This is a genomic window from Enterobacter sp. HK169 (assembly GCF_001719105.1).
GTDB lineage: Bacteria > Pseudomonadota > Gammaproteobacteria > Enterobacterales > Enterobacteriaceae > Enterobacter > Enterobacter asburiae_B.
The window spans coordinates 2391890-2409138 of record NZ_CP017087.1; the positions used below are offsets into that span (position 1 = coordinate 2391890).

The following is a 17249-nucleotide window of genomic DNA, read 5'->3' on the forward strand; positions in this document are numbered from 1 at the left end:
TCCTTCCTGCTACAGTTTATTACGCTTCGTCGCCGAACCAGCAAATATTACGTGCGGCCATGATGAGCTCGCCGGCTTTCTCGTCGGTTAAACCTTCGATATCAGCCAGGTCATCAACGCCTTGCTCAGCGAGATCTTCCAGCGTACAAACACCACGGGCAGCCAGCTTGAACGCAATCGCACGATCAAGACCTTCCAGATTCAGCAGGTCATCAGCCGGCTTCTTATCGCCAAGGCTTTCTTCCTGAGCCAGTGCCAGGGTGGTCAGTGCGTTTTTAGCGCGTTCACGCAGGGCTTCAACGGTTGGTTCATCCAGACCGTCAATTTCCAGCAGCTCTTTCATTGGCACATAGGCCAGTTCTTCCAGCGTAGAGAAACCTTCTTCAACCAGAACAGTGGCGAAGTCTTCGTCAATATCCAGGTATTTAGTGAAGGTATCGATCGCCGCATGGGCTTCAGCCTGATGCTTAGCCTGCAGGTCATCAACGGTCATTACGTTGAGTTCCCAGCCGCTCAGCTGTGACGCCAGGCGTACGTTCTGACCGTTACGGCCGATTGCCTGCGCCAGGTTGCCCGCTTCAACAGCGATATCCATGGTGTGTTTGTCTTCGTCAACAACGATAGACGCCACATCAGCTGGAGCCATTGCGTTGATCACGAACTGCGCCGGGTTGTCATCCCACAGAACGATATCAATACGTTCGCCGCCCAGCTCAGTCGAAACTGCCTGAACGCGCGCACCGCGCATACCGACGCAAGCACCGACCGGGTCGATACGCTTGTCATTGGTTTTCACCGCAATTTTCGCACGGGAGCCCGGATCGCGAGCCGCCGCTTTAATCTCGATAACTTCTTCACCGATTTCCGGCACTTCGATACGGAACAGTTCTACCAGCATTTCTGGTTTAGAACGAGTCACGAACAGCTGTGCACCACGCGCTTCAGGGCGAACGGCGTACAGAACACCGCGAATACGGTCGCCTGGGCGGAAGTTTTCACGCGGCAGCATATCTTCACGCAGGATCACGGCTTCAGCGTTACCCGGCAACCCTTCGGATTTGATCTCCAGGGAGATGTTGTCGCGGTTCACTTTCTTCACCACGCCGGTGATGATCTCGCCTTCCTGATCGCGGAACTGATCGACAACCAGCGCGCGCTCGGCTTCGCGCACTTTCTGCACGATAACCTGTTTAGCGGTCTGAGTCGTGATACGGTCGAAGGTCACAGATTCAATCTGATCTTCAACGTACTCACCCACGTTCAGACTTTCGTCTTCAAAACGGGCAGCTTCCAGCGTGATCTCTTTGGTCGGCTGGGTCACTTCTTCAACGATTACCCAACGACGGAATGTATCGAAGTCACCGCTTTTACGATCGATTTCTACGCGAACATCGATCTCTTGTTCGTATTTTTTCTTGGTTGCTGTAGCCAGTGCACTTTCCAGCGCTTCGAAAATCTTCTCACGCGGCAGTGATTTCTCGTTGGAGACGGCTTCAACAACAGCCAAAATTTCTTTGTTCATCGCGGGCTTTTCACCTCAATCCAGACTGTTAAAAGTGGGGAACCAGGTTCGCCTTCTGGATATTACTCAGCGCGAACACTTCATCTTTGCCTTCGACTGTCACCGTGATCATTTCACCATCAACGGCTTTGATAATTCCCTGCCATTTACGGCGGTTCTGTACGGCCATACGCAGAACGAGAGCCACTTCTTCACCGGTAAAACGCACATAGTGCTCGGCCGTGAACATCGGGCGATCGAGGCCAGGTGAGGAAACTTCCAGGTTGTACGCAACGGTAATCGGGTCTTCAACATCAAGAACCGCACTCACCTGGTGGCTGACATCAGCACAATCATCAACATTGATGCCATCTTCACTATCAATATAGATGCGCAGCGTCGATGTACGGCCGCGAACGAATTCGATGCCGACCAGTTCGTAGCCCAGTGCTTCGACCGGTGCAGTAATCATCTCTGTTAATTTTTGCTCTAATGTGGACAAGCCCACCCCCAAGACATAAAAAAAGGGCGTAAAGCCCAGTTATTCTGTAGTCAGATAACAAAAAACCCCGATAAATCGGGGCTTTAGATAACTGAACCCTATAGCCACAACTGTGGCCTGGAGCACTTTCCGAAAGAATTTTTTCAAATCCAGCTACGAAGGCTCTAAGTCTTCACAGTATATTTGAAAAAGAACTTTATGGGAAAGTGGTTGCGGGGGCCGGATTTGAACCGACGACCTTCGGGTTATGAGCCCGACGAGCTACCAGGCTGCTCCACCCCGCGCCTGAAACGTGGCAAATTCTACGCGTTTTGGACAGAATTTGCAAATAATGCTGGGATTTGGTACCGAAGACGGGACGTAAAATCGGCGTTTAGTATATTGATAGTTGACCCCACCTGTCAACCCAACTTCCGCCAGATCGATTAGACCAAAATTTTTACAAAAAACGCACGACTCTCTTCCGGTCTTCGCCAAAAGATGATTAAATGAATACTCACTTATTTTGCATAAAAATGCACAAGAGAGCGAAAGCGGTCTCTAATCAGTCAATCAAGCAGGGTTTTATTCTATGACGACGATTCTCAAGCATCTTCCGGTAGGACAACGTATTGGCATCGCTTTCTCAGGCGGCCTGGATACCAGCGCTGCACTGCTGTGGATGCGCCAGAAGGGAGCGGTTCCGTACGCCTATACTGCGAACCTGGGTCAGCCGGATGAGGACGACTACGATGCCATTCCTCGTCGCGCTAAAGAGTATGGTGCAGAGAACGCGCGCCTGATTGACTGCCGTAAGCAACTGGTCGCTGAAGGTATCGCGGCTATTCAGTGCGGTGCGTTCCATAACACCACCGGCGGCCTGACCTATTTCAACACCACCCCTCTGGGCCGTGCGGTCACCGGCACTATGCTGGTTGCGGCGATGAAAGAAGACGGCGTCAACATCTGGGGTGATGGTAGCACCTATAAAGGTAACGATATTGAACGTTTCTATCGTTATGGCCTGCTGACCAACGCCGAACTGCAGATCTACAAGCCGTGGCTGGATACCGACTTCATCGACGAACTGGGTGGCCGTCATGAAATGTCCGAGTTTATGATCGCCTGCGGCTTCGACTATAAGATGTCAGTCGAGAAGGCCTACTCCACCGACTCCAACATGCTGGGTGCGACGCACGAAGCAAAAGACCTGGAATTCCTGAACTCCAGCGTGAAGATCGTTAACCCGATCATGGGCGTGAAGTTCTGGGACGAGAACGTCAAAATCCAGGCTGAAGAAGTGACCGTGCGTTTCGAACGCGGCCATCCGGTTGCGCTGAACGGTAAAACCTTCTCTGATGATGTTGAGCTGATGCTGGAAGCTAACCGTATTGGCGGTCGTCACGGTCTGGGCATGAGCGATCAGATTGAAAACCGTATCATCGAAGCGAAAAGCCGTGGCATCTATGAAGCCCCGGGAATGGCACTGCTACACATCGCTTACGAGCGTCTGCTGACCGGCATTCACAACGAAGACACCATCGAGCAGTATCACTCTCATGGCCGTCAACTGGGTAAACTGCTGTATCAGGGCCGCTGGTTCGATCCACAGGCGCTGATGCTGCGTGATGCGCTGCAGCGTTGGGTGGCAAGCGCGATCACTGGTGAAGTGACGCTGGAGCTGCGTCGCGGCAACGACTACTCCATCCTGAACACCGTGTCTGACAACCTGACCTATAAAGCAGAGCGTCTGACCATGGAGAAAGGTGAATCCGTGTTCTCACCGGACGATCGTATTGGTCAGCTGACCATGCGTAACCTGGACATCACCGATACCCGCGAGAAGCTGTTCAACTATGTTGAGAATGGCCTGCTCTCCGCCAGTTCAGGTAACGGTCTGCCGCAGGTTGAAAACCTGGAGCACAGCGATAAGAAGTAATCGCTGACGTAACGTGCAAAAGGCGCCCACAGGGCGCCTTTTTTATTTTGATTTTCGTAGGCCCGGTAAGCGCAGCGCCACCGGGCAACATGGCGGTTGACGCATGCGCTTACCCGCCCTACAAAAGATCGGAGATCTCGCAGTCTACAGACGAAAAAAAGACGTCTTTCGACGTCTTTCTTCTGGAATATTGGTACCGAGGATGGGACTCGAACCCACAAGCCCGTTAGGGCACTACCACCTCAAGGTAGCGTGTCTACCAATTCCACCACCTCGGTACAGAATACTTAGTGCGGGATATCGCTGGTTGGCTTAGCCGGTGCAGCTGGCTGAGTTTGCTCAGTTTTCGCTGGCGCGCTCAGATTTTCCCACTCGCTTCCTTTGCTGGTCTTGTTGCTGTTGATATTGCCAAGCACAAGGCTGATGATGAAGAACAGCGTAGCCAGAATCGCCGTTGTGCGGGTCATGAAGTTCGCAGAACCACTTGAACCGAACAGCGTACCGGAAGCGCCTGCTCCGAAGGAGGCTCCCATATCAGCGCCTTTACCTTGCTGCAGCATGATCAGCGCTACGAGAGCGATGGCTACAATAAGGAAAATAACTAAAAGAGCTTCGTACATAATCAACCTGTTCCTTGCGGATTTGCCGCATACCAATGCTTCGACCAATTAGCAGGATTTTTGTTTCCCACTGAAGCGGGTGTGAATACTAACCAAAGCGAATGACCTTCGCAAGGGCATTTTTGACGCATTGTATCAACTGCGGAAAAAAACAGCAAAAAGCCATTAATTGCTTAAAACAAAGGCGACAAAAGCCGCCTTTTTATACATTTAGCGTGCACGATTATGCAGCTTTCACAGCGTCCGCAATACGGTGTGCAAATTCGGTTACCTGCGCTTCGTCTTCACCTTCCACCATCACGCGGATCAGCGGTTCAGTACCGGACTTACGCAACAGCACGCGTCCACGATTGCCCAGGGCCGCTTCAACGTCAGCCATCACCGCTTTGACGTTCTCGTTTTCCAGCGGATCGCCTTTACCGGCAGTGAAGCGTACGTTTACCAGGATCTGTGGGAACATTTTCATCCCGCTGCACAGATCGTGCAGGCTCATATGGTTGCGCGCCATCGCGGCAACCACCTGCAGCGCGGCCACGATACCGTCACCGGTAGTAGTTTTGTCGAGCAGGATCACGTGACCCGAGTTTTCTGCACCGATGCGCCAGCCCTTCTCCTGCAGTTTTTCCAGCACATAGCGGTCACCCACTTTCGCGCGGACAAACGGAATACCGAGCTGTTTCAGCGCCAGTTCCAGGCCCATGTTACTCATCAGCGTGCCCACCGCACCGCCGCGCAGCTGGCCCTGACGCAGGCCCTCACGGGCAATGATGTAGAGGATCTGATCGCCGTCGACCTTGTTACCTTCGTGGTCGACCATGATCACGCGGTCACCGTCGCCGTCCAGCGCAATGCCCAGGTCGGCTTTCTCTGCCAGAACACGCGCCTGCAGGGCACGAACATCAGTTGCACCCACCTGCTCGTTAATGTTCAGACCATCCGGCTCGCAGCCAATGGTGATGACTTTCGCACCCAGTTCGCGGAAGACATTCGGGGCGATGTGATAGGTCGCGCCGTTTGCACAGTCCACCACAATTTTGAGGTGAGCCAGGCTCAGCTCATTCGGGAAGGTACCTTTACAGAATTCGATATAACGGCCCGCCGCATCAACGATACGGTTCGCTTTACCCAGCTCTGCGGAATCTACACAGGTGATCTCTTTTTCCATTTCGGCTTCAATGGCTTCTTCCACGTCATCCGGGAGCTTGGTGCCGTCAATGGAGAAGAATTTAATGCCGTTGTCGTAGAACGGGTTGTGAGAAGCTGAGATAACAATCCCCGCTTCCGCACGGAAAGTGCGCGTCAGATACGCGACAGCAGGCGTTGGCATTGGGCCCGTAAAGGACGCGGACAGTCCAGCCGCCGCCAGACCCGCTTCCAGCGCTGACTCCAGCATATAGCCGGAAATACGGGTGTCTTTACCGATAATGATCTTACGGGAACCATGACGCGCCAGCACTTTGCCAGCAGCCCAGCCGAGCTTCAGGACAAAATCAGGGGTGATGGGAGCATCGCCTACACGCCCACGGATACCATCGGTGCCAAAATACTTACGATTACTCATAGCGTTTGTTTTCCTTCGCTGCCAGTGTGGCTTCCACCACACGCATGGCTTCTACTGTTTCTTTGACGTCATGGACACGAATAATGTGCGCGCCCTGCATCGCCGCAATCACCGCGCAGGACAGGCTGCCGCTCAGGCGTTCGCTCGGCCCCACGTTCAGCAACTGCCCAATCATCGACTTTCTCGACATCCCCACCAGCAGCGGCAGGTCAAAGTGATGGAATTCCGATAAGCGCGCGAGCAACGCATAATTGTGGGAGAGATTTTTACCGAAACCGAACCCCGGGTCGAGCAACAATTTCTCTTTTGGGATACCTGCACGTTCGCAGCGCGCAATATGTTCAATAAAGAAGCGATTCACGTCGGCAAAGACATCATCATACTTCGGTGCTTCCTGCATGGTTTTCGGTTGGCCCTGCATGTGCATCAGGCATACCGGTAACCCGGTCTCTGCCGCAGCTTCAAGTGCGCCGGGCTCAGTGAGCGAGCGAATATCATTGATAATGTGAGCGCCCACTCTCGCCACTTCACGAATCACTTCGGGTTTAGAGGTATCAACGGAGATCCATACTTCAAACCGCTGCGCGATAGCTTCAACCACCGGCACCACGCGCGCCAGCTCTTCTTCCACAGACACGTCAGCCGCACCAGGACGCGTCGATTCGCCGCCCACGTCAATAATGGTGGCACCCGCATTAATCATTAGATTCGCGTGTTTAACCGCCTCGATAAGCGTGTTATGCGTGCCGCCGTCAGAGAAGGAGTCAGGGGTAACATTCAGGATCCCCATCACATGGGGATGTGAAAGATCGAGATGCGAGTCCTGAGCGAATAATTTCATGGCGAAATCCCTGGTATCTATATCGTTAAACAGAAATGAAAAACCCCGGAGCAAGCTCCAGGGTTTGAGGTACGGACAAACGCTTCAACAGCAGTGACTTACTTATCGCCTAACTGTTCTGACATGGTGTTGCCCGGGTTTGGCGTACGCGGTTCATCAACCGGACGCGGCGCACGCGGGGTGCCATTGTTGTCAGAATTATTGGAAGCGCCTGGGTCTTCCCAGCCCGCTGGCGGACGCACTTCACGGCGCGCCATCAGGTCGTCAATCTGCGGTGCATCGATGGTCTCATATTTCATGAGCGCATCTTTCATCGAATGCAGGATGTCCATATTGTCGGTCAGGATCTGGCGTGCACGTGCGTAGTTACGCTCTACCAGAGATTTTACTTCCTGGTCGATGATACGAGCCGTCTCATCGGACATATGTTTCGCTTTAGCCACAGAACGGCCCAGGAATACTTCACCCTCTTCCTCTGCATACAGCAGCGGACCGAGTTTGTCGGAGAAGCCCCACTGCGTCACCATGTTACGCGCCAGGTTTGTCGCAACTTTAATGTCGTTGGACGCACCGGTAGAAACATGTTCCACACCGTAGATAATCTCTTCTGCCAGACGACCGCCGTACAGGGTCGAAATCTGGCTTTCCAGCTTCTGACGGCTGGCGCTGATCGCGTCGCCTTCAGGCAGGAAGAAGGTCACACCCAGCGCACGACCGCGCGGAATAATCGTCACTTTATGCACCGGATCGTGTTCCGGCACGAGGCGACCAATAATCGCGTGACCCGCTTCGTGGTATGCCGTGGACTCTTTCTGCGCTTCCGTCATCACCATGGAGCGACGTTCCGCACCCATCATGATTTTGTCTTTCGCTTTCTCAAACTCCACCATCGATACGACGCGCTTGTTACCGCGAGCGGCAAACAGAGCTGCTTCGTTGACCAGGTTCGCCAGGTCCGCACCGGAGAAGCCCGGGGTACCGCGCGCAATGATTGCCGCGTCGATATCTGGTGCCAGCGGTACGCGACGCATGTGAACTTTCAGAATCTGTTCACGACCGCGAACGTCCGGCAGACCCACAACAACCTGACGGTCGAAACGGCCTGGACGCAGCAGCGCAGGGTCAAGTACGTCCGGACGGTTAGTCGCCGCGATAACGATGATACCTTCGTTACCTTCGAAGCCGTCCATCTCAACCAGCATCTGGTTCAGCGTCTGTTCACGTTCATCATGACCACCGCCCAGGCCCGCGCCACGCTGGCGGCCTACGGCGTCGATTTCATCGATGAAGATAATGCACGGTGCTGCCTTCTTGGCCTGCTCGAACATGTCACGCACACGAGATGCGCCGACACCCACGAACATTTCGACGAAGTCAGAACCTGAAATAGTAAAGAACGGCACCTTCGCTTCACCTGCGATGGCTTTCGCCAGCAGGGTTTTACCGGTACCCGGAGGGCCAACCATCAGCACGCCTTTCGGGATCTTACCGCCCAGCTTCTGGAAACGGCTCGGTTCACGCAGGTACTCAACCAGTTCACCCACCTCTTCTTTCGCTTCGTCACAACCGGCGACATCAGCAAACGTGGTCTTGATCTGGTCTTCCGTCAGCATACGCGCCTTGCTCTTACCGAACGACATGGCACCTTTGCCACCGCCGCCCTGCATCTGGCGCATAAAGAAGATCCAGACGCCGATAAGAAGCAGCATCGGGAACCAGGAAATGAAGATAGAAGCCAGCAGGCTTGGTTCTTCTGGCGGCTCACCTACCACCTTGACGTTTTTGGTCAGAAGGTTATCAAGCAGCTTAGGATCGTTCACCGGGATGTAAGTCGTGTAACGGTTACTATCTTTCTTGGTAACGTTGATCTCACGTCCGTTGATACGCGCTTCGCGAACCTGGTCCTGATTGACCTCCTGCAGGAAGGTAGAATAATCCACCTTGCGGCCATTCGACTCGCTGGGCCCAAAGCTCTGGAATACTGACATCAGCACAACGGCAATGACCAGCCAGAGTATTAGGTTTTTCGCCATGTCACTCAAGGGATTAACCTCATATTACAACTGTGTTAAAAACAGCGTCAGGATACTCTATATCCAGTTTCATTCAAACTTTCGCCTGAAATCTACCGGTTATCATTTTCGCCCGGTCGCTACAATATACACTTCTCGGGAACGGGCCCGGGAAGAGTCCGGCTTACGAACTTTAACCTTCGCAAACAGGGAGCGAATTTCCTTAAGATACTCCTCGAAACCTTCGCCCTGAAACACCTTCACAACAAAACTACCACCAGGCGCTAGTACATCACGACACATTTCTAACGCTAGCTCCACCAGATACATGGCGCGGGGGATATCCACCGCCGGTGTTCCGCACATATTTGGTGCCATATCTGACATGACAACCTGGACCTTACTATCACCTACACGATCAAGTAACGCTTTCAGCACTAATTCATCACGAAAGTCGCCCTGAAGGAAGTCGACACCGACGATGGGATCCATTGGTAAAAGATCGCACGCGATGATTCGGCCCGTTCCGCCGATCTGCGTTACCGCATACTGGGACCATCCGCCAGGTGCAGCACCGAGGTCAACAACCGTCATCCCCGGCTTAAAAAGTTTGTCACTTTGCTGTATTTCATCAAGTTTAAACCAGGCACGGGAACGTAACCCCTTTTTCTGTGCCTGTTGAACATATTTATCGCTAAAGTGTTCCTGAAGCCAGCGGCTGGAGCTGGCAGAACGCTTTTTACCTGTCATTTAACATTTCCGTCCTGGTTCATCGTTACCTGCCTGTGACGTAAATTTCTACGCAGCTATTTGGCGATATAAGGGAGATGGCGGTAGAATGAACCGTTTTCAATCCCAACGTAAGCAAAAATATACGATGAATCTGAGTACTAAACAAAAACAGCACCTTAAAGGTCTGGCACATCCGCTCAAGCCTGTAGTGATGCTTGGCAACAATGGTTTGACCGAAGGGGTGCTTGCCGAGATTGAACAAGCGCTGGAACACCACGAGCTGATCAAGGTGAAAATCGCCTCTGAAGACAGAGACACTAAAAACCTGATCGTGGAAGCCATCGTGCGCGAAACCGGCGCCTGTAATGTACAGGTCATCGGTAAAACGCTGGTGCTCTACCGCCCATCTAAAGAGCGTAAAATCTCGCTGCCACGCTAAGGATATCCTGAATCAAACACATTTTCTGTGTGAAACGAGGGATTTCTGTCAGCAGGCGAGCAAAATGCCATGCTCCTTGAGTTGATAAAAGGCCGCTATGCGGCCTTTTTCTTTTCTTTACAATGTATCAACATCTTAGTAGAGAAGCGAATTACAGGTATTCAACCTTAATAATTTCGTATTCCACTTCACCGCCAGGGGTGCGAATGGTGACAACATCGTCCTGCTCTTTGCCAATCAGGCCGCGAGCAATCGGGGAGTTCACTGAAATCAGGTTCTGTTTGAAGTCTGCTTCATCATCACCCACGATGCGATAGGTCTGCTCTTCGTCGTTGTCCAGGTTCAACACGGTCACGGTAGAACCAAAGATCACACGCCCGTTGTTAGGCATTTTGGTGATATCGATAACCTGTGCATTGGACAGTTTTGCTTCGATATCTTTAATACGCCCTTCACAGAAGCCCTGCTGCTCACGCGCGGCGTGGTATTCAGCATTCTCTTTCAGGTCGCCATGCTCGCGCGCATCCGCGATAGCGGCGATGATTTCAGGACGACGCACGGATTTCAGGAAATCCAGCTCTTCGCGCAGTTTTTCGGCACCACGTAAGGTCATCGGAATAGCTTGCATTTGTTATACCTCTTAAACATTCCTGTTGGGAGCAGTGTTCCCTGCTCCTGCCCCCCTAAGCGGGCAAGAAGCAAAAAGAAAACCGACCCGGGAGCAATGCCCCAGGTCAGCAGCAATTTTTCAATTTGATATGCATTTTACCGCGAAGTTCACTATGGGTCATCGTTTACTTTGCAGTGCCATGCACCGTAGTATGACGGTTTGTTTTCGGGTTGTTAGCGCGAGATTATGCGATTTTCCAGATTTATCATCGGATTGACTACCAGTATAACGTTCACCGCCCAGGCCGCGAATGTTGATGAGTACATTAATCAGCTCCCCGCAGGCGCGAACCTTGCCCTGATGGTGCAGAAGGTTGGCGCACAGGCTCCCGAGATTGACTATCACAGTCAACAGATGGCCCTGCCTGCCAGTACCCAAAAGGTGATCACTGCCCTCGCTGCCCTGCTCCAGCTCGGGCCTGACTTCCGTTTTACGACCACACTCGAGACCAAAGGTAACGTCGAGGGTGGCGCACTGAGAGGCGATCTTATCGCCCGTTTTGGCGGCGATCCGACCTTTAAGCGCCAGGATATCCGCAATATGGTTGCGGTACTGAAAAAATCTGGCGTGCAGAAAATTGATGGCAATGTACTGATCGACACGTCCATCTTTGCCAGCCACGATAAAGCCCCAGGCTGGCCGTGGAACGACATGACCCAATGTTTTAGCGCCCCGCCCGCCGCCGCAATCGTTGACCGTAACTGCTTCTCGGTTTCGCTTTACAGCGCGCCAAAGCCAGATGATTTAGCGTTTATCCGCATAGCGTCCTACTACCCGGTCACAATGTTTAGCCAGGTCCGCACGCTGGCGAAAGGCTCCCCGGATGCGCAATATTGTGAGCTGGACGTCGTGCCGGGCGATCTTAACCGCTTCACGCTTACCGGCTGCCTGACGCAGCGCGCCGATCCGCTGCCGCTGGCCTTTGCGATACAGGATGGAGCAAGCTACGCGGGTGCCATTCTGAAAGATGAGCTGAAACAAGCGGGCATAACCTACACCGGCACGCTGCTTCGCCAGACGCAGGTCAATCAGCCCGGCACGGTCATCGCCAGCAAACAGTCTCCTCCGCTGCACGATTTACTGCGAATCATGCTGAAAAAGTCGGACAACATGATTGCCGACACCGTGTTCCGCATGATTGGCCACGCGCGTTTCGGCGTGCCGGGAACCTGGCGCGCGGGTTCAGACGCCGTTCGTCAGATCCTGCGCCAGCAGGCCGGGATCGAGCTGGGTAATACCATCGCCGTCGATGGCTCAGGATTATCGCGTCATAATTTGATCTCTCCGGCCACGATGATGCAGGTGCTTCAGTACATTGCACAGCATGACACTGAGCTAAACTTTATTTCAATGCTGCCGCTGGCCGGGCATGACGGTTCGCTGCAGTACCGTGCCGGGCTTCACGCTGCCGGCGTGGATGGCAAAGTATCCGCTAAGACAGGCTCGCTGCAGGGGGTTTACAACCTTGCAGGCTTCATCACTACCGCCAGCGGACAACGCATGGCATTCGTGCAGTATCTTTCCGGCTATGCCGTCGAACCGACCGACCAGCGCAATCGCCGTATTCCGCTTGTTCGCTTCGAAAGCAGGCTTTATAAGGACATCTACCAGAATAACTAGCGATGAAACTACTCATAGTTGAAGACGATCTGTTATTGCAGGAAGGGCTGGCGCTGGGGCTGGCCAATGAAGGGTATGCCCTCGACTGTGCTGGCACCGCAGCGGAGGCGGACGCCCTGATCCAGAGCGGCGAATACAGTCTGGTGATCCTCGATTTGGGCTTGCCTGATAAAGATGGGGCCACGCTGCTCAGCCAGTGGCGACGCCGCGGTATCGCCAACCCGGTGTTGATCCTGACGGCGCGCGATGCCATTGAAGATCGCATCACCGGCCTCGATGCAGGCGCAGATGATTACCTGGTGAAGCCTTTTGCGCTTGCGGAGCTGCAGGCGCGAGTGCGGGCGTTGATTCGCCGCTATCAGGGCCATAGCGATAACTTACTCACCGACGGCGATATTACGCTGAATCTGCAAACCCAGCAGGTACTGCGCCGGGACCAGGCGGTAGAGGTGACGCCAAAAGAGTTCGCCCTGCTTACGCGTCTGATCATGCGCAGCGGGCAAACGGTGCACAGAGAGACGCTCCAGCAGGATATCTACTCCTGGCAGGACGATCCGGGGTCAAATACCCTTGAAGTTCACATTCACAACCTGCGTCGCAAGCTCGGCAAGGACAGAATCAAAACCGTCCGTGGCGTTGGCTATCGCCTTGAGAGCCAGAAATGAACAGCATGCGTCGGCGTTTAATGGTGCTGCTGGCGGTCATTCTCTTATTTTTCCAGCTGATAAGCGTCATCTGGCTGTGGCATGAAAGCCGCGAGCAGATCGGTTTTCTGGTGAATGAAACGCTGTCGGCAAAAGCCCGTAATAACCATGTCGAAAAAGAGATCCGCGAAGCGATTGCTTCCCTTCTCGTCCCTTCTCTGGTGATGGTAGGCTTTACGCTGTTTTTCTCTTTCTGGGCAGTCACCTGGATAACCCGACCGCTGAATAAACTGCGTGACAGCCTGGCTAACCGTTCGGCAGATAACTTAACTCCGCTTCCTATGTATTCCGACATGGAAGAAATCGGCGCGGTGACAACCTCCCTGAACCAGCTGCTCGCCCGGCTGGACAATACCATTCAGCAGGAGCGTCTCTTCACCGCTGACGCCGCGCACGAGCTTCGAACGCCCCTTGCCGGTATCCGGCTCCATCTGGAGCTCATGGCGCAGTCAGGCGCACCACAGGCCGCGACGTTAATTAGCCGTATCGATCAGCTCATGCATACCGTTGAGCAGCTGCTGATGCTGGCCCGTGCCGGACAGGCAATGGCCAGCGGCCACTACGAAACCGTGAGCTGGACGGAAAATATCATTGAACCTCTCGGCCTGGGCCATGAAGCCAAAGAGCATACGGTGATTTGGCCCGCTAAAAGCGCGCTCACGGTTCAGGGAGACGCCGTGCTCCTGCGTCTGATGCTGCGCAACCTGCTGGAGAATGCCGGACGCTACAGCCCGGCAGGGACAACGATTACAGTGACATTAACCGGGGTCGACGGGGGGACGCAGATCGGCGTGATCGATCAGGGGCCCGGTATTGATGACGCGCACCGACAGTCAATTACCGAGCCATTCCGCCGTCTTGACCAGCGTTACGGTGGCAGCGGTCTGGGGCTGAGTATCGTGCAGCGCATTGTACAGCTCCACCACGGCAGGCTGACGCTTGAGAACGGCGCTGAAGGTGGTTTGATCGCCAGCTGCTGGCTGCCCGCAACGCTGGAATAAAAAAAGCCCCCATAATGGGGGCTCTCGACAGATATTAGTGCTTGTAGATGAACTCGACGCCTTCTTCGTCGTCTTCATCCCAGTCATCGTCCCAGTCTTCATCATCCTCTTCCGCTTCCAGCTCTTCGAGCTGCTGGCGGTGGTAGTCATCCCACATGAATTCGACTTTTTCAGGCTGTTTCGCTTCTTCTGCCTGAACAACTGGGTTCTCAATGATGAAGGTCATCACATCCCAGCACAGATCTTTCACGCCAACCTGGCTTGCCGCAGAGATCAGGTAGTATTTATCTTCCCAGCCCATCGCTTCAGCAATCGCTTTAGCTTTCGCTTCCGCTTCAGCTTTGTCCATCAGGTCGATCTTGTTGAAGACCAGCCAGCGTGGTTTATTCGCCAGTTTTTCGCTGTATTTTTCCAGCTCACCGATGATGATGCGGGCGTTTTCTACCGGATCGGAACCGTCGATAGGATCGATATCGATAAGGTGCAGCAGCACGCGGCAACGCTCAAGGTGTTTCAGGAAGCGAATACCCAGACCCGCGCCTTCCGCAGCGCCTTCAATCAGACCCGGAATATCGGCAACCACAAAGCTCTTCTCGTTATCCATACGGACAACGCCCAAGCTTGGTACCAGCGTGGTAAACGGATAGTCCGCCACTTTTGGTTTCGCCGCAGAAACGGCGCGAATGAACGTCGATTTACCGGCGTTTGGCATACCCAGCATGCCCACGTCTGCCAGAAGCATCAGCTCCAGCTGCAGATCGCGCTTATCGCCCGGCGTACCCATCGTTTTCTGACGCGGAGTACGGTTAACGGAGGATTTGAAACGGCTGTTACCCAGACCGTGCCAGCCGCCTTTAGCCACCATCAGGCGCTGACCGTGTTTGGTCATGTCACCCATGGTTTCACCGGTTCCCTGGTCAATCACACGCGTACCGACCGGAACCTTAATGGTGACGTCTTTACCGCGTTTCCCGGTACAGTCACGGCTCTGGCCGTTCTGGCCACGTTCAGCGCGGAAGGATTTTTCGAAACGGTAGTCGATCAGCGTGTTGAGGTTCTCATCCGCCTCCAGCCACACGTCACCACCATCCCCACCGTCGCCGCCGTCAGGACCGCCACGTGGGATATACTTTTCACGGCGGAAGCTCACGCAACCATTGCCGCCATCACCAGCCACGACCAGGATCGTCGCTTCATCAACAAACTTCATTTTACTCTCCGTAACTCATTCGCCTGAGCGGGGGACTACTACAACCGCTTCATTTTTGCGCCAACGCCCCCAAAGACGATGACCAATGGCGGAATACATCGCGCCCGCAACCACGACAAACGCACCGAGATAACCCAACAGGTTGAGCATCGGTCTGACGAAGACATCGGGCCAGGCCATTGATAACAAATCTGAAAATAACAGCGTAAACAGCGGAGTAAGCGTAATTAACGCGCTCACCTGTGCCGCCTGCCAGCGCGCCATCGCTTCGGCCAGCGCGCCATAACCGACCAGCGTGTTCAGCCCACAAAAAATGAGGCACGCCAGTTGCCAGTCGCTAAGCTGGGAAATCACACCCGGCTTTGCTAATGGCAGCAATGCTATTGTACACAAAGTGTACAGCAAAAAGAGGATCTGCTGTGAGGCAAGACGACGCAATAACACCTTTTGCGCGACGCCATAGCTCACCCAGACCGTTGCCGCCCCCACGCCGAAAATTACACCCCATGTGTAATCCGTCAGGCGGGTGAAAATCTCAATCAGACTGGTGTTGAAGAACATCACCAGACCGCACAGCAGCATGCTCGCCCCGATAATCTGCGTACCGCGCATCTTTTCCTTGAGGATAAAGACGCTGGCGACCATCATGCCCACCGGTGAAAGCTGACCTATCACCTGCGACGCCGTGGGGCTGAGATATTGCAGGGAAGAGCTGAACAGGATGAAGTTACCGAACAGACCGCCCGTCGCGATAGCCAGCAATACCAGCCAGCGCGGTTTGCGGAAGAGCCGCAAGGGTGGAAGCTTACCTTTGATAGCCAGAATGGCCCCGAGGCCGATGCTTGCCATCAGAAAGCGATAAAAGACCACCGTAGGCGGCTCCATCACTTCCAGTACCTGCTTCATTGCAATTGGCAGCGCACCCCAGCACATTGCGGTAGTGAGCGCCAAAAGAATACCAATGCCGGCCTGCTGCTTCATGCCCGTTTTCCCTACAGAAAAAATTACCGGGTTTCCAATGTAAAAAGCCCCGCAACAGGTTGCGGGGCTTTAATCCGTTACCGGACCGAGAAAACCTTACTCAGCAACGATGCTGATGTATTTACGGTTGTTCGGGCCTTTAACTTCAAATTTCACTTTACCGTCTGCTTTAGCAAACAGAGTGTGGTCACGACCGCAACCTACGTTGTTGCCAGCGTGGAATTTGGTACCACGTTGACGAACGATGATGCTACCCGCCAGAACGGATTCGCCACCGAAACGCTTAACGCCAAGGCGTTTAGCTTCTGAATCGCGACCGTTACGTGTGGAGCCGCCAGCCTTTTTATGTGCCATTTAAATCTCTCCTCAGGTCTTAGGCGCTGATGCCAGTAATTTTCACATCAGTGAACCACTGACGGTGGCCCTGCTGCTTACGGTAGTGCTTACGACGACGAAACTTAACGATTTTAACTTTCTCGCCACGACCGTGTGCAACAACTTCAGCTTTGATAACGCCGCCATCAACGAAAGGAACGCCGATTTTGACTTCTTCACCGTTTGCGATCATCAGAACTTCTGCGAACTCAACAGATTCGCCAGTTGCGATGTCCAGCTTTTCCAGGCGAACGGTCTGACCTTCGCTTACTCGGTGTTGTTTACCACCACTTTGGAAAACCGCGTACATATAAACTCCGCTTCCGCGCACGTCTTCGTATGAATCAGAGTGCGCTATAAATATTCACAATAGGGCGCGAATATTACGCAAAACGCGAGCCTTTGACAAGTGCTACCGTCAATACATGAAGAAAAAAAACACAACACGTACGGTAACGTTTATCTGTGCCGTTTTTTCAGTACAATCAGCACTACTATTGATAAACCGAAACCCTTCGTTACCCCATTGAAGATGGGATCAACAGGATAAAAAGCCCGGCTT

General features: G+C 53.5%; 17 protein-coding genes and 2 tRNA genes. 5 read left to right on the plus strand and 14 right to left on the minus strand.

Annotated features, from left to right (window positions below; genetic code table 11):
- Window positions 1-19: 19 nt before the first annotated feature.
- The 3 genes from nusA to EnteroDNA1_RS11320 form a co-directional block, all read right to left on the minus strand.
- On the minus strand, window positions 20-1522 hold the full coding sequence (gene nusA / locus EnteroDNA1_RS11310) for a transcription termination factor NusA (RefSeq protein ID WP_029739628.1): 1503 nt from the start codon (window positions 1520-1522) through the stop codon (window positions 20-22).
- A 28-nt stretch (window positions 1523-1550) separates the two neighbouring features.
- Window positions 1551-2003, minus strand: a complete 453-nt coding sequence (gene rimP / locus EnteroDNA1_RS11315; protein ID WP_014833432.1) for a ribosome maturation factor RimP — start codon at window positions 2001-2003, stop codon at window positions 1551-1553.
- Window positions 2004-2210: 207 nt separating this feature from the next.
- Window positions 2211-2287 (minus strand) — tRNA-Met (locus tag EnteroDNA1_RS11320).
- A 287-nt stretch (window positions 2288-2574) separates the two neighbouring features.
- On the opposite strand from EnteroDNA1_RS11320, the gene argG reads away from it, so the two are divergent.
- Window positions 2575-3921: an argininosuccinate synthase gene (gene argG / locus EnteroDNA1_RS11325; RefSeq protein WP_024906366.1), complete on the plus strand. Its 1347-nt coding sequence runs from the start codon at window positions 2575-2577 to the stop codon at window positions 3919-3921.
- Window positions 3922-4112: 191 nt separating this feature from the next.
- Here argG and EnteroDNA1_RS11330 read toward each other — a convergent pair.
- The 6 genes from EnteroDNA1_RS11330 to rlmE all read right to left on the minus strand — a co-directional run bounded on the left by EnteroDNA1_RS11330 (window position 4113) and on the right by rlmE (window position 9705).
- Window positions 4113-4199, minus strand: a tRNA-Leu gene (locus EnteroDNA1_RS11330).
- Window positions 4200-4208: 9 nt separating this feature from the next.
- On the minus strand, window positions 4209-4541 hold the full coding sequence (secG, locus tag EnteroDNA1_RS11335) for a preprotein translocase subunit SecG (RefSeq protein WP_023333590.1): 333 nt from the start codon (window positions 4539-4541) through the stop codon (window positions 4209-4211).
- 223 nt (window positions 4542-4764) lie between these two features.
- Window positions 4765-6102 carry a phosphoglucosamine mutase gene (glmM, locus tag EnteroDNA1_RS11340; RefSeq protein WP_023309339.1) on the minus strand — a complete coding sequence of 446 codons (1338 nt, stop codon included), beginning with the start codon at window positions 6100-6102 and terminating at the stop codon, window positions 4765-4767.
- Entirely contained in the window at window positions 6095-6943 is an 849-nt protein-coding gene (gene folP, locus EnteroDNA1_RS11345) for a dihydropteroate synthase (RefSeq protein WP_048981192.1), read from the minus strand. The genes glmM and folP overlap by 8 nt, the downstream gene beginning before the upstream one ends.
- Before the next feature lie 98 nt (window positions 6944-7041).
- A complete protein-coding gene (gene ftsH, locus EnteroDNA1_RS11350) occupies window positions 7042-8976 on the minus strand; it encodes an ATP-dependent zinc metalloprotease FtsH (protein ID WP_029739626.1) in 1935 nt (644 codons plus the stop codon).
- A gap of 102 nt (window positions 8977-9078) precedes the next feature.
- Window positions 9079-9705 carry a 23S rRNA (uridine(2552)-2'-O)-methyltransferase RlmE gene (gene rlmE / locus EnteroDNA1_RS11355; RefSeq protein WP_003861812.1) on the minus strand — a complete coding sequence of 209 codons (627 nt, stop codon included), beginning with the start codon at window positions 9703-9705 and terminating at the stop codon, window positions 9079-9081.
- A gap of 127 nt (window positions 9706-9832) precedes the next feature.
- Here rlmE and yhbY point away from each other — a divergent pair, with 127 nt between their 5' ends.
- Window positions 9833-10126, plus strand: coding sequence for a ribosome assembly RNA-binding protein YhbY (gene yhbY, locus EnteroDNA1_RS11360; RefSeq protein WP_003861814.1), 294 nt, complete (start codon window positions 9833-9835; stop codon window positions 10124-10126).
- A 151-nt stretch (window positions 10127-10277) separates the two neighbouring features.
- Here yhbY and greA read toward each other — a convergent pair whose 3' ends face one another.
- Window positions 10278-10754 carry a transcription elongation factor GreA gene (greA, locus tag EnteroDNA1_RS11365; RefSeq protein ID WP_014171793.1) on the minus strand — a complete coding sequence of 159 codons (477 nt, stop codon included), beginning with the start codon at window positions 10752-10754 and terminating at the stop codon, window positions 10278-10280.
- 228 nt (window positions 10755-10982) lie between these two features.
- On the opposite strand from greA, the gene dacB reads away from it, so the two are divergent.
- The 3 genes from dacB to pmrB are packed head-to-tail and all read left to right on the plus strand — an operon-like array spanning window position 10983 to window position 14121.
- Entirely contained in the window at window positions 10983-12416 is a 1434-nt protein-coding gene (dacB, locus tag EnteroDNA1_RS11370; RefSeq protein ID WP_069303344.1) for a serine-type D-Ala-D-Ala carboxypeptidase, read from the plus strand.
- 2 nt (window positions 12417-12418) lie between these two features.
- The gene (gene pmrA / locus EnteroDNA1_RS11375) at window positions 12419-13081 is read left to right on the plus strand and encodes a two-component system response regulator PmrA (protein WP_033146744.1); all 663 of its coding nucleotides are present in this window, start codon (window positions 12419-12421) and stop codon (window positions 13079-13081) included.
- Entirely contained in the window at window positions 13078-14121 is a 1044-nt protein-coding gene (pmrB, locus tag EnteroDNA1_RS11380) for a two-component system sensor histidine kinase PmrB (protein ID WP_048981187.1), read from the plus strand. Before pmrA ends, pmrB begins: the two co-directional genes overlap by 4 nt.
- Before the next feature lie 34 nt (window positions 14122-14155).
- On the opposite strand, the gene cgtA is transcribed toward pmrB, so the two are convergent.
- The 4 genes from cgtA to rplU form a co-directional block, all read right to left on the minus strand.
- Window positions 14156-15331 carry an Obg family GTPase CgtA gene (cgtA, locus tag EnteroDNA1_RS11385; RefSeq protein ID WP_039260419.1) on the minus strand — a complete coding sequence of 392 codons (1176 nt, stop codon included), beginning with the start codon at window positions 15329-15331 and terminating at the stop codon, window positions 14156-14158.
- A 15-nt stretch (window positions 15332-15346) separates the two neighbouring features.
- Entirely contained in the window at window positions 15347-16312 is a 966-nt protein-coding gene (locus EnteroDNA1_RS11390; protein WP_023309346.1) for a DMT family transporter, read from the minus strand.
- Window positions 16313-16408: 96 nt separating this feature from the next.
- On the minus strand, window positions 16409-16666 hold the full coding sequence (gene rpmA / locus EnteroDNA1_RS11395; RefSeq protein WP_004385076.1) for a 50S ribosomal protein L27: 258 nt from the start codon (window positions 16664-16666) through the stop codon (window positions 16409-16411).
- Window positions 16667-16685: 19 nt separating this feature from the next.
- The gene (rplU, locus tag EnteroDNA1_RS11400) at window positions 16686-16997 is read right to left on the minus strand and encodes a 50S ribosomal protein L21 (protein WP_003025032.1); all 312 of its coding nucleotides are present in this window, start codon (window positions 16995-16997) and stop codon (window positions 16686-16688) included.
- Window positions 16998-17249: the final 252 nt, after the last annotated feature.